This window comes from uncultured Eubacterium sp., from assembly GCF_934295145.1.
GTDB lineage: Bacteria > Bacillota > Clostridia > Lachnospirales > Lachnospiraceae > Eubacterium_I.
In genome coordinates, this window is record NZ_CAKRAS010000005.1 from 12,878 (window position 1) to 25,744 (window position 12,867).

Genomic DNA, 12,867 nt, shown 5'->3' on the forward strand with positions numbered 1-12,867 from the left:
AGAGGAAATTTAATTCATATGGAAAAAAAGGCGGAGATTGCTGTTTTTTCCTATTTTGCAGCTGTGATTTTGATTACATTGACAGCACAGGGAGGTTTACATGAGGGGTTACAGAATATAATAGCAACTCCTTTTTTGTGTGTATATGCCATTTTATGTCTGCGCAATGATCCAAAGCATTTTATAAAAATGATATCCAATATCCTGATCGTTTTATTTTTGTTGAACCTGACAATATTCAACCCATATATTATGCAATATAAGATTGCAGAATATCATATTATTTTTCTGGGACATATTCAGGTGGCAGCGCAGTTTGGGGCATTGGGAATTTTGTGTGGAGCATTGGAATTCAGGAGTAGAAAGAAAACTGCATTGTTGCTGGAAATTCTTTCTGCCTTAACAATGTTGACCAGTAATGCTGCCAGTGCTATTTTAATTGTAGTGCTGCTTGTTGTGTTTATTGTTTTAGTAATCTTTAAAGTATATGGTATCTTTTGTAAAGGAATTCCAATTTATATCGTGCTATATACAATATTTAGTGCAATTCTGGTTATGGTGAATGTTCGTTTGCCAGGTTTTGTGATTTCAATGTTGAATTCGAGACAGAGTATTTGGGCAGTAGCACTTCAACATATAAAAGAAGCTCCAGTGATTGGCTATGGCGTTCAGGGAGTGACTTTGGAATTATACTGGGGTGGAAAGTTTAACTATGCACATAGTCAATTTGCACAAAATCTGCTGGATGGCGGAATTGTATTGTCGATTCTGTTTTTTGTTATGTTTGTTGCAGTGGCATTTTGTGTCAGAAAGACAGAGAATAAGATTTTAAGAAGCATAGGAACTTTAACAATGATCGCATTTATGTGTGTTGCATTGTTTGACAGTGTTTCTTTTTACCCGTATTTTATGCTTACATTAATGATATTGCTGTATTTACCGGATATTTCAAAAATACAGAGCAGAACATGATTTTGTATACAGGTTGTGAATGAGGAGAATTAACATATGGCTTATAAAGTTTTAAATTTGTTATCAGATGGCGGTGTTGGTGGCATCGAGAATTTATGTAAATGTATTTCTGATATACGAACAGAGGAAAATTGTTTTTGTTGTTTGTTTGAGGAAGGTGCAATTTATGAGGAAATGAAAAAAAATGGAGATGCTGTCTCTCTGGTTTCCTGTGGAAGTAAAAAAGTAACGAAAGAAAGAATTCGTGAGCTGCTTTCTCTTGCAAAAAAGTATGATATCATTGTAGTTCATCATAGTGCTATCGTAATTCAGTTCTATTATTCGCTGCTCAAATTTCTGTTACCGGGAAAAAAATATGTGTTGGTGGCACATAGTTGCTTTTCACCGGAATTTTATTATGATTACAGTTCAAACTTTAAGAATAAAGTTCGGGCATGGCTGCAAAAACATGTCTTGAACATTTCTGACAGGGTCGTATTTGTGTCAAAGGCCGGAGAAAAATCATACAGAGATTATTTTAAGATTCCGGATTCTAAGTGCAGAGTTGTATATAATGGTGTAGTCCCGCAGACAGAATACCGCAAACCAAAGCAGGGGGCGGTAGAGAAAAGTCATATATTTAAAATCGTTTTTATTGGAAGATTAGAAAAAATTAAAGGTGTACATTTGCTGATTGAGGCAATAGATGAACTGAGAAAAAAATATCCGGTACAGCTTGAAGTTGTCGGTTATGGCGGAGAACAGGAAAATTTGCAGATGATGTCTGAAAAGCTGGGCCTGAGAGAAATTGTACATTTTGCGGGCATGCAGCGCGATATAGCAAAATATTTAAAAACAGCTGATATTTTTGTATATCCTTCTATTTGTGAAGAGGTATTTGGTATTTCGCTGGTTGAAGCAATGTCTTATGGAGTACCTTGTGTTGCAAATGAAGTAGGTGGAATTCCGGAAATTATTACAGAACATAAAAATGGTGTGCTGACCAGTGAAAAAACAGGAAAAGCAGTTGCAGAGGCAATTGCATCTCTGATAGAAGCTTATTACGAAGGAAAAGCAGATGAGATGGCTGAAAATTGTTATGAGACAGCACAGTATTTTTCTATTGACCATACCGTAGAAGGTTTGGAAAAATGTTACATGGAATTAGTAAACAGAAAATAATATGGAGTTTAAGATGACAGAGACACAAAAAATACAGAAATTGATTTTATATATTGCAAATGAAGTGATTCGTATTTGTGATAAAAATGATATACCGTATAACATTACGGCAGGTACTTTGCTTGGAGCTGTTCGTCATAAAGGTTTTATCCCGTGGGATGATGACTTTGATTTTGCCATGACAAGAAATGATTATGAACGTTTCCTCAAAGCCTGCAAGAAAGATTTGAATACAGATATTTTTTTCCTGCAGACAGCAGAAACGGACAGGAATTTTGCTTATTCGATGGCGAAGGTACAGCTGATCGGAACAGAGATCATAGAGGATTTTTCCATTGGTGTAGACATTCATCATGGGATTTTTGTAGACATTTTTCCTTATGACAAGCTTCCAGATGGAGAAATGAAAAGAAAGTTTTTCTTGAAAAAAAATCATTTGTTAAAGACAATGCTCTGGATCAAATGCGGGTACGGGGTTAAAGAACATTCCGGACGGACAGGATATAAAATCCTTCATTTCCTGGGAAGATTTGTAACAATTGAAAAATTAAAGAAAAAAATATATGCTCACATTACAAAATATAATAATACGAACTTCAATGATTGTTTTACCAGTGACTATCCGGATGAAAAAATGGAAGAAAAGTGGCTGGTGAACAGAAAAGAATATACGTTTGAAGGCTATAACTTTAAAGGATTCAGGGATTATGATGAATACCTGAGTTCTCTTTATGGCGATTATATGACACTGCCGCCGGAAAATGAGCGTGAAACACATACAAATGCAAAAGTTGATTACGGTCAATACGATAAATGGTTCGAGGAGTAATATGTCAAAAATAAGAGAAACCCTGAGCAGATGGGAAGGAAAATATTATAAGAAAAGAATTCAAAAGACAGCAAAATGCTGTGGTGAAAATCTGTATTGTGGCGGAAAATCTTTTGTTACGTCAAATACAGAGCTTGGAACGAATGTAAATTTTAATGGAATGTCTATATTTGGAAATGGTAAAATTGTGATTGGAGATAATTTCCATTCCGGTCCGGGCTGTCAGATCATTTCATCTTTCCACAATTATGATACAGATGATGCGATTCCGTATGGAAATCAGTATATCCATAAAGATGTTACGATTGGTGATAATGTCTGGCTTGGAAATAATGTGATCATTCTGGGTGGAGTAGAAATCGGGGAAGGCGCAATTATCCAGGCTGGAAGTGTGGTCTGCAAGAATATTCCGGCTTATGCGATTGCAGGAGGACATCCGGCAGTTCCGTTTAAAACACGTGATATAGAACACTATGAAAAGCTTAAAAAAGAAAAGAAGTTTCATTAATTGATTAATAAAATAGAAATGGAAGTGTGATATGCGAATTTCAACATGGATTCAAAAATATAAAGATATGTCACAACCGGTAAAAGCTTCGTTCTGGTTTACGGTCTGTAACATTTTAAATAAAGGAATTGCGCTGATTTCCACACCTGTTTTTGTCAGAATTCTGACAACAGATGAGTACGGTGATTATTCGGTATTCCAATCCTGGTACAGTATATTGGTTATTTTTGCAACATTAAATCTGTTTTCCGGTGAATATGGAAAAGGTTTGATAGAGTTTGACGATGATAAGGATCGTTTTACATCATCTGTATTAGGTCTGACGTCATTGATCACGTTGCTGGTGTTTGCGGTATTTGCGTGCAATCTGACGTTCTGGTCAGGAAAATTAAGCTTATCACCGATATTGATCATTGCCTTGTTTGTGGAAATATTTACAATGTCTGCCTATGAGTTCTGGTCAACAAAACAGCGTTTTGAGTATAAATACAAAAAAGTTGTGCTGAGTACACTGGGAATGAGTGTGGGAAGTATTCTGCTTGGAATTATTTCCGTGCTTGCTACAGATAACTATAAGTTGGAAGCACGAGTATTTTCCGATGTATTTGTGAAAGCAGTTATTTCTCTGGTCGCATTTTTTGTGATTGTCAGAAATGGAAAGAAGCTGTTTGATAAGAAATACTGGAAATATGCGTTATTATTTAACTTGCCTTTGATCCCTCATTTTCTTTCAACCATGGTGCTCAGTCAGTCAGACCGCATTATGATCAAAGATATGGTTGGAAGCTCGGCAGCAGCGGTATATAGTATTGCCTACACAATTGGTACGATGGTTCTGTTGATTACAAATGCAATTAACAACTCATTTACACCGTATACATATCAGGCGTTAAAAGATAAAGAATATGACGGAATCAAAAAGAATGCGACCCTGCTTTGCGTGCTGGTCGCAGTGCTGGTTATCTTGTCCATGGCTTTTGCCCCGGAAATTATTTTAATTTTTGGTGGAAGAAAATATTACGAGGCAATCTGGGTTGTACCGCCGGTTGCAGTATCTATGTTTTTGATTTTCCTGTATTCTCTGTTCAGTAATATTGAATATTATTTTAAGAAGACAGGATTTATTGCCCTGGCATCCATCGTGTGTGCGGTTGCAAACTTAGGATTAAATAAAGTTTTTATCGAATTATTTGGATATTATGCAGCAGGTTATACAACATTAGTCTGTTATGGACTGTTAGCATTGATGCACTATTTTTTCTATCGAAAAGCGTTACATCAGGAAGGAGTTCGGGCATCAGAAGTATATAATTTGAAACAATTGCTGCTTATTTTGGCAGCTGTTCTGTGCGTGATGTTTGTGATGACCTTTACATACAGGCATATTGTTATTCGTTATGCAATTGTTGCAGTTATTCTGGCTGTAATGTTTGTAAACAGAAAAAAAATCATAGGCTGGCTGAAGAATATCAGAAATTCCTGATGAGCTGATAATAAAGGAGAAAAACGATGAATGCCGTTAGTTATATTAAAAAGAATGGAATAAAAAGGGTTTTTGATGTCTTTTATCATTATAAGCTTGACCTGATCCTACAAAAAGGCTGTAATTTCTTTTTGAAACACAGACCGTTACAGAATATCATTATTATTGAAAGTCATAATGACTTTGATTCCAATGGCGGTGCTTTTTATGACTACCTGATAAAAAATCATTATAATGATAAGTACAAAATTGTATGGCTGTTAAAAAATAAGGCTCCGGAATCTTTACCAGCAAATGTTGACTGGTGCTGGTTATATAAACCGAGTCTGAAAAAAGCGTTGTATGTATGCAAGGCAAAAGTATTTACAGCTGACTGTGTGGTGACAAATAAAGTTCGTGCCGACCAGAAATCATTTTATTTTACTCATGGAGCGGTTTGTCTGAAAAGTGTAATTGGGAAATGTAATCTGTCTGATTCGGTTGATTATATTCTGTCTCCGTCAGAAGCATATGGACCAATTCAGGCAAAGCAGGGAGGCTTACCATTCCCAAATAACAGATTTGTATATCTTGGATATCCAAGCTATGACCGGCTGTTTACACCATCAGAAAATGAACTGGCGAAAGTGACGAAAGAGTCTTATCGCAAAGTGGTAATCTGGATGCCTACATTCCGGAAAGGCGGAGGTTATAAACGGAACGACAGTACGAAGGAGCAGCCATTGGGGATTCCAATCATTGAATCAGAGGAAGAATTAAAACAGCTAAATGATGCGCTTGTGAAAATGGATATGCTTCTGATCATAAAAATACATCCGATGCAGGATCCGGAGACCATAAAAGTACATGGCATGTCAAATGTCTGTGTGCTTACAGGAAGCACTGTGAAAAAACTAAATGTAGACAATTACAGACTGTTAAAAGATTCGGATGCGTTATTAAGTGATTATTCCAGTATTGCATATGACTATTTGATGCTGAACAGACCAATCGGATATGATTTTTCTGATCTGGATTCTTACACGAATGGTCTTTGTGTGGACAATCCGGACGAATATATTGCAGGTCCTAAAATTTATTGCTATGATGAATTATTGGGATTCCTGAAAGATGTTTCAGAGGAAAAAGATTCTTATAAAAAGCAGAGAGAAGAACTTTGCGGAAGAATTTATAAATATACAGATGGAAACAGCAGCAAGAGAATTGCTGAATTTATGAAGTTATAAAGGAGTGACAAAAATGCTTAATTTTACAGTAGGACCAGTAATGTCATGTGAAGAGGTTCGTACAATTGGAGCGGAGCAGGTACCGTATTTTAGAACACCGGAATTTTCAAAAATTATGTTTGAAAATGAGAATCTCATGAAGAAATTTGCAAAAGCAGATGAAAATGCGCGTGTTGTATTTCTGACCGGATCAGGTACAGCTGCAATGGAAGCAGCAGTCATCAACGTTTTTGATACAAAGGATAAAGTACTTATCGTAAATGGCGGAAGTTTTGGACAGCGTTTTGTGAAAATCTGTCAGATTCATCAGATCCCATATACAGAGATCAAACTAGAAATCGGGAAAAAACTGACACAGGAAATGTTAGATCAGTATGATGGAAAAGATTATACAGGATTTCTTGTAAATATTCATGAGACATCCACCGGTGTGCACTATGACCCGGTTATGATCAGTGAATTCTGTAAAAAGAACAATATGTTCCTTTTGGTGGATGCAATCAGTTCTTTCCTGGCAGATGAGTTTGACATGGAGAAACTTGGCGTAGACCTTATGCTGACAGGATCGCAGAAAGCACTTGCGTGCCCTCCGGGTATTTCTGTTATCGTTTTATCTGAACATGCAGTACAGCGTGTATATGAGAAAACACCACAGTGCCTGTATTTAGATCTGAAAGAAGCGTTAAAAAACGGAGAGCGCGGGCAGACTCCATTCACACCCGCCGTTGGTATCCTGAGACAGATTCATGCCCGCTTACAGGAAATTGAAAAAGCAGGCGGCGTAGAGGCTGAAACAGCAAAGATTGCTTCACTGGCAGCAGATTTCAGAGAAAAAATCAAAGACATGCCATTTGAAATCCCGTCTGAATCTATGTCAAATGCGGTAACACCACTTCATCCATTGAATGTTTCTGCTTATAAAATATTTGAGACACTGAAAGATGAGTATCATATCTGGGTTTGCCCAAATGGTGGTGATCTGGCAGAAAAGATTTTCCGAGTTGGTCATATCGGTGCACTTACAACAGACGATAATACAACACTGGTGGAAGCTTTGAAAGATATGCAGAACAGAGGACTGTTATAATCGTTAAACAGGGGAGAGAAAGGTAATTAAAAGATGACAAAGGTAATAACATATGGAACATATGATCTGCTTCATTATGGACATATCCGATTGCTGGAGCGTGCGAAGGCACTGGGAGATTATCTGATCGTTGGTGTGACGGCAGATGATTTTGATAAAACCAGAGGAAAGATAAATGTGCAACAGTCTTTGATGGAACGTGTACTGGCGGTAAAAAAGACAGGACTTGCAGATGAAATTATCATCGAAGAATATGAAGGGCAGAAAATCGATGATATTTTGCGTTATAATGTCGATATTTTTACAGTTGGTTCAGACTGGAAGGGGAAATTTGATTATTTAAATGAGTACTGTAAGGTGGTATATCTGGACAGAACGCAGGGTGTTTCAAGTACAGAGTTACGTTCTCAGAAGCGGCTTGTAAAAATGGGACTTGTCGGAGATACAGGAATTTTTGAAAAATATCGGCAGGAAGCTGCATTTGCCAATGGCGTGGAAGTTGCAGCGGCTTATACAGAAGATGTTTCTTTAAAACAGAGAGATAATGATATTGTATTTACAAATGATTATGATAAATTGCTGGAAATCGTAGATGCAGTTTTTATTGTCTCACATCCATCCAAACACTATGAACAGATAAAGAAAGCGCTTCTGAGAGGAAAACATGTATTATGTGAATCCCCGATCGCATTGAAAAAATCTGAGTGTCAGGAACTTTTTGAAATTGCAGAAAAGAATGATCTGATTCTCATGGATGCAATCAAAACAGCGTATGCAACTGCTTACCATAGATTACTGCTGCTGGCTAAATCGGGAAAAATTGGAAATATTGTTTCAGTAGATGCTACCTGTACAAGTACAAAAGAAATGGAAACGCAGACCAGTACCTACGAACGTAGGAACAGCATTTGTGCATGGGGACCAACAGCGCTGCTTCCGGTATTTCAACTGCTTGGAACTGATTATGAAAAAAAAGAAGCAAGTTCTTATTTTATGCCGGGAAATGATAACTTTGATCTGTTTACAAAAATTAATTTTAACTTTAAAAATGCAGTGGCTTCTGTAAAAGTTGGCAAAGGTGTAAAAGCTGAGGGAAATCTGATCATCGCTGGTACAAAAGGATATATTTATGTTCCGGCACCGTGGTGGAAGACAGATTATTTTGAAATCCGTTATGAAAATCAGGAAGAAAACAAACGCTATTTTTATCAGTTGGATGGAGAAGGAATCAGATACCAGATTGTTGCCTTTATCAGATCAATTGAAAGTAAGCAGTCGAATTCCTATATATCACAGGAACTGTCAGAAAAGATTTGTTCTGTAATTGAAGAATGGAATGAAAAAAAGGATCTGCACACAATTACTGTATAAAAACAGAAAATGAATAAAGAGGATTGAGTACAATGGGAGAGATAAAAGAATTATCACCGGAAGAGTTCAGACAGATGCAGCTGCTTCAGCTTGATATGTTAGTTGAGTTAGACCGTGTCTGCCGCGAAAATAATATTAATTATACGATTTTTGGCGGAACACTTCTGGGAGCTGTCCGACATAAAGGATACATTCCGTGGGATGACGACGCAGATGTTGCAATGCTGCGGGAAGATTATGATAAATTTAAAAAAGTAACAGACAAGTTAAATTCAGAAATCTGTTATTTTCAGGATCATGATACGGATCCGGAATATCGCTGGGGTTATGGAAAGTTAAGAAGAACAGGCACAACTTATGTGCGCGTAGGTCAGGAGCATTTAAAATGTAAAACCGGTGTTTTTATTGATGTTTTCCCTATGGATGACATTCCGCATTCAACCATCGGTCAGATGCTGAATGATTTTTACTGTTTCTGTCTGCGAAAAATTCTGTGGTCTGAAGTTGGAAAATATAGTACTTCAGAGGACGGAATTCACAGATTGTATTATAAGATTGTATCTCATATATCACCGTCATGGGTGTTTAAACGTGTGGAAAAAATTGCCCAAAAAAGCAGAAACAGCAGTACAAACCGGGTTCGTACCCTATTATTCCCGGCGACAGGAAAGCTGTACCGGAAAAGAGAGAACAGTTTAAAGACAAGATATGGTATGCCAAAGGAATGGTTCTTAGATTTGCAGGAATATGAATTTGAAGGAAAGAAACTGATGGGTACCAGAGATTATGACACAATTTTAAAATATATTTATAATGATTATATGAAATTGCCGCCAGAAGATAAAAGAGATCCACATGCACCGGTTTCAAGTTACTTTTTTGGATAAAGGAGAAGAACATTGATAAGAAAATGCTGCGTGGAAGATATAGAATATCTGAAAGGTATAATTAAAAAAGATATATTTCAAAATGTGTACCTGTATATTGATACAAGCACATACGGATTTGAAAATCAGGATATTCAGACATGGATTATTTCTGATCATGCGATGGATACGGTAATTGTATATAAATATTATAACAGTCTGCAGATTTTTGAAATATCAGATCCAAGCGATGAAAATATAAGAGAAATATGTTTTTTGATTGAAAAAAATGACAGTCAAATGTTGTCAGGATCAGTAGAACTGATACGAAAAATTTCCTGTCTGCTGCCGGAATGGAAAAAAACGGAAGGCATTATTATGAAAGCCGGACAGGGAGCGGCAAAAGCGGATTCAGAAGTCTGTAAGGCAAATTCAGATGAGTGCTATGAAATCGCATCACTTATTTGTGCAGATGAAGGAATCGGTGGACATTATTCTGTGGCACTGCTGGAAGAACAGCTGCAAGACAGAATGCAAAACTGGCATTGTCAGAATTTTGTTTTAAAAGAAAATGGAACGATTGTTGCACATATGGGAACATATGCAGATGTGGAAGGTATTGCAGTGTTAGGCGGACTGGTAACAACTCCGGCAGCACGGGGACAGGGATACGGAAAGCGTGTACTGCAAAGCCTGACGGCACAGGTGATAAAGGAGCAGAAAGTTCCGGTATTATATTGTTATGAACAAAATGTAATGGACTGGTATAGACATCTTGGCTGGACACAGGTTTATAAATGTGCGAAGCTGGAACGTAAATGACAGGAGGAATACTGGTGCCAAATCTGATGGAAAAAAGCAGGATGATAAAATCCAATAGCAGGGAAAGTGTTGCCACAAAACAGAAAGAATATAACTGGGGAATCGATTTTTTACGGATTGTTTCCATGTTTATGGTTGTATGTCTTCATATGCTTGGAAGAGGTGGAATCCTGGATTATGCCCCTTTTTTATCCGGAAAATATGAAGTGGTGTGGCTGATTGAAATCGCTGCTTACTGTGCGGTAAACTGCTATGCATTAATTTCCGGATATGTGGGAATACATGGAAAATACCGGTATTCAAACTGGGTACTCCTGTGGCTGAGAGTATTATTTTATTCCGTTCTGATTACAGTTGTTTTCAAATTTGCTGCACCTTCTGTAGTGGGACGGTATGAGTGGACAAGTGCGATCTTCCCGACATCGAGAGAACAATACTGGTATTTTACAGCGTATACAGGATTGTTTCTCCTGATCCCGGTACTTAATTTTTTTATATCGCATGCATCAAGAAAACAATTGAAACTGGTTGTTATGTTGGGGATTGTACTGTATTCTGTATTGCCGGAATTATTCAGACGGGATATTTTTGTTACGAAAGAGGGATACAGTCCAATCTGGATGATCGTTTTGTATATTATTGGCGGTTATCTTGGAAAATACCAGGGATGGAAGAAAAAATCAAAACGACACCTTGGTTTTATTTATATCGTATGCATAGCGGTAACCTGGTTAGGAAAATTTGTGATTGAACATCATCGTTTTGGTGTGAGTGGAGATACGAATCAGACAACATTTCTGGTGAGTTACACATCACCGACCATACTATTGGCCGGAATTGCACTGGTTATACTTTTTTCAAAGCTGAATGTAACTGAAAAATGGAAGAAGTTCATAAAACTATTTGCACCGGTCTCATTCAGTGTATATCTGATACATTTCCATCCATTGGTGAAAGCGTATATATTGCAGGATCGGTTAAAGGGACTATTAAATTATAATGTGGTGCTGATGCTGCTGGCATTTCTGGCAATTGTTGTATCGGTATATTTTATATGTTCTTTTATTGATATGATCAGGGAATATATATTTAAAAAATTGAAAGTGAAAGATAGACTGATAAAACTGGAACATAAATATCTTGAAAATACCTGGGATAACATAGAAAGAAAGGGTTAAGAAATGGAATCAGTATCTATGAAAAAAATGTGGGACTCTATCTGGAAGCATAAAATAATCATAATCATATTTGTGCTGCTCTGCTTTGTTGCAGGAGCCGGTCTGGGTGTAAAGAAAGCGAAATCTGCATCATCCGCATCTGAAGTACAGAAGATTGAAGATTATAAGAGTGGCCTTGATAAGTATGCGGAGGTTATGAAGAATATTGAAGCAAATATTTCAACCACGCAGGATCAGATTGATGCTTTGCAGAAATATTGTGATTCATCTATCTATATGAAGCTTGATGCATTAAATGTAAACGTGGCTTCTGTGCAGTACCGTATTACCGTGAATGGTACAGACAACACACAGGTTTCTTCATCTGGTGTAAGTGAAAAAGTTACAGATATTATAAACGAGTTAACTGCATATGTGAAAAATGGTGAATGGAAAGCTGCGGTAGAAGAAAAATTGCCGGATGTGCCGGTAGAATATTTGCCGGAAGTGGTTGGCAGCAATTCAACCGGAAATATTTTTACTTTGACTGTTATGCATTATGATGCTGATCAGGCAGCAAAAATCAGTAAGGTAATTGATGAGCAGATTCAGAAATATGCAGCTTCTACATTAAAAGAAAACGGTGATTTTTCATTTTCTGTTATTTCAAGTAATGTATCTGCCAAGGCAATACCAGAGGTACAGTCAGCACAAAACAGTTATCTTACTTCACTGAAAAACTATAAAGACAGCCTGTCTGATCTGCAAAAAGATCAGTTATCACAGCAGATATCAGAGAAAGGTTATATAAAGGACTATAAACCAGACAGCATGGATGCACCAAGTGCAAAAAAAGTGCTGGTTCAATATGCCGCTCTGGGAATCATTGCCGGACTGGTGATCAGTTGTGCTCTATTAGCGCTTTTATATGTGTTAAGTGATAAATTAAAAGGAACAGAAAATATAAAGGCGGCCGGAATTACTGTTCTTGGTAATTATTCCGCAAAAGAGGGGTATTATCCGGCACTGGAACGCGAAATGATAGATTTTGATCTGATCAGAAAAGAACATTCTGTTGAACAGGTATTTTTGGGAATGCTGAGTGATGCGGAAATTGTACAGAAAGCTGCGCAGGAATATCAGGCTGCAATGGAAAAGAAATCACTTGGTGTAGAAGTCGGAAGCAATATTGAGAATGATTCTGAGATGATGAAGCAATTCGTCGAAATTGGAAACTGTATTTTATTTGTTGAAGTCGGAAAAACCACATACACACAGATCAAAGCTTATTTGGAAATTTGCAAAAAATTTAATGTTTCTGTTTTAGGATGTGTTGTAGTTGAATAATTATGAAAATATTAAGTAAAACAAAACGGAAAATGTTG

12 protein-coding genes are annotated in these 12,867 nt (G+C 37.0%); all 12 read left to right on the forward strand.

Annotated elements, in window-relative coordinates; all coding sequences use genetic code 11:
* Positions 1-18 precede the first annotated feature (18 nt).
* From Q0I54_RS01755 to Q0I54_RS01810, 12 genes are read left to right on the forward strand one after another with little or no spacing between them, the layout of a single operon-like run.
* Positions 19-972 carry an O-antigen ligase gene (locus tag Q0I54_RS01755; RefSeq protein ID WP_296115939.1) on the forward strand — a complete coding sequence of 318 codons (954 nt, stop codon included), beginning with the start codon at positions 19-21 and terminating at the stop codon, positions 970-972.
* 36 nt (positions 973-1,008) lie between these two features.
* Positions 1,009-2,133 (forward strand): glycosyltransferase family 4 protein, encoded by a 1,125-nt coding sequence (locus Q0I54_RS01760; protein WP_296115941.1) that lies wholly within the window; start codon positions 1,009-1,011, stop codon positions 2,131-2,133.
* Between the two features lie 13 nt (positions 2,134-2,146).
* Positions 2,147-2,962 (forward strand): phosphorylcholine transferase LicD, encoded by an 816-nt coding sequence (locus tag Q0I54_RS01765; protein ID WP_296115943.1) that lies wholly within the window; start codon positions 2,147-2,149, stop codon positions 2,960-2,962.
* Between the two features lies 1 nt (position 2,963).
* Positions 2,964-3,470 (forward strand): DapH/DapD/GlmU-related protein, encoded by a 507-nt coding sequence (locus Q0I54_RS01770; RefSeq protein WP_296115945.1) that lies wholly within the window; start codon positions 2,964-2,966, stop codon positions 3,468-3,470.
* A 31-nt stretch (positions 3,471-3,501) separates the two neighbouring features.
* A complete protein-coding gene (locus Q0I54_RS01775; RefSeq protein ID WP_296115947.1) occupies positions 3,502-4,953 on the forward strand; it encodes a lipopolysaccharide biosynthesis protein in 1,452 nt (483 codons plus the stop codon).
* A 26-nt stretch (positions 4,954-4,979) separates the two neighbouring features.
* A complete protein-coding gene (locus Q0I54_RS01780) occupies positions 4,980-6,179 on the forward strand; it encodes a CDP-glycerol glycerophosphotransferase family protein (RefSeq protein WP_296115949.1) in 1,200 nt (399 codons plus the stop codon).
* Between the two features lie 13 nt (positions 6,180-6,192).
* Positions 6,193-7,266: an alanine--glyoxylate aminotransferase family protein gene (locus Q0I54_RS01785; RefSeq protein WP_296115951.1), complete on the forward strand. Its 1,074-nt coding sequence runs from the start codon at positions 6,193-6,195 to the stop codon at positions 7,264-7,266.
* A gap of 33 nt (positions 7,267-7,299) precedes the next feature.
* On the forward strand, positions 7,300-8,637 hold the full coding sequence (locus Q0I54_RS01790; RefSeq protein ID WP_296115953.1) for a Gfo/Idh/MocA family oxidoreductase: 1,338 nt from the start codon (positions 7,300-7,302) through the stop codon (positions 8,635-8,637).
* 32 nt (positions 8,638-8,669) lie between these two features.
* The gene (locus Q0I54_RS01795; protein WP_296115954.1) at positions 8,670-9,524 is read left to right on the forward strand and encodes a phosphorylcholine transferase LicD; all 855 of its coding nucleotides are present in this window, start codon (positions 8,670-8,672) and stop codon (positions 9,522-9,524) included.
* A 12-nt stretch (positions 9,525-9,536) separates the two neighbouring features.
* A complete protein-coding gene (locus Q0I54_RS01800; protein ID WP_296115956.1) occupies positions 9,537-10,325 on the forward strand; it encodes a GNAT family N-acetyltransferase in 789 nt (262 codons plus the stop codon).
* Positions 10,322-11,503 (forward strand): acyltransferase, encoded by a 1,182-nt coding sequence (locus Q0I54_RS01805; protein WP_296115957.1) that lies wholly within the window; start codon positions 10,322-10,324, stop codon positions 11,501-11,503. Before Q0I54_RS01800 ends, Q0I54_RS01805 begins: the two co-directional genes overlap by 4 nt.
* A gap of 18 nt (positions 11,504-11,521) precedes the next feature.
* On the forward strand, positions 11,522-12,829 hold the full coding sequence (locus Q0I54_RS01810; protein WP_296115958.1) for a hypothetical protein: 1,308 nt from the start codon (positions 11,522-11,524) through the stop codon (positions 12,827-12,829).
* Positions 12,830-12,867: the final 38 nt, after the last annotated feature.

Coding starts and splice junctions, on each gene's coding strand:
- Q0I54_RS01780 (WP_296115949.1), top strand. CDS start 4,980: ATGAATGCCGTTAGTTATATTAAAAAGAATGGAATAAAAAGGGTTTTT.
- Q0I54_RS01795 (WP_296115954.1), top strand. CDS start 8,670: ATGGGAGAGATAAAAGAATTATCACCGGAAGAGTTCAGACAGATGCAG.
- Q0I54_RS01755 (WP_296115939.1), top strand. CDS start 19: ATGGAAAAAAAGGCGGAGATTGCTGTTTTTTCCTATTTTGCAGCTGTG.
- Q0I54_RS01805 (WP_296115957.1), top strand. CDS start 10,322: ATGACAGGAGGAATACTGGTGCCAAATCTGATGGAAAAAAGCAGGATG.
- Q0I54_RS01785 (WP_296115951.1), top strand. CDS start 6,193: ATGCTTAATTTTACAGTAGGACCAGTAATGTCATGTGAAGAGGTTCGT.
- Q0I54_RS01775 (WP_296115947.1), top strand. CDS start 3,502: ATGCGAATTTCAACATGGATTCAAAAATATAAAGATATGTCACAACCG.
- Q0I54_RS01770 (WP_296115945.1), top strand. CDS start 2,964: ATGTCAAAAATAAGAGAAACCCTGAGCAGATGGGAAGGAAAATATTAT.
- Q0I54_RS01765 (WP_296115943.1), top strand. CDS start 2,147: ATGACAGAGACACAAAAAATACAGAAATTGATTTTATATATTGCAAAT.
- Q0I54_RS01810 (WP_296115958.1), top strand. CDS start 11,522: ATGAAAAAAATGTGGGACTCTATCTGGAAGCATAAAATAATCATAATC.
- Q0I54_RS01760 (WP_296115941.1), top strand. CDS start 1,009: ATGGCTTATAAAGTTTTAAATTTGTTATCAGATGGCGGTGTTGGTGGC.
- Q0I54_RS01790 (WP_296115953.1), top strand. CDS start 7,300: ATGACAAAGGTAATAACATATGGAACATATGATCTGCTTCATTATGGA.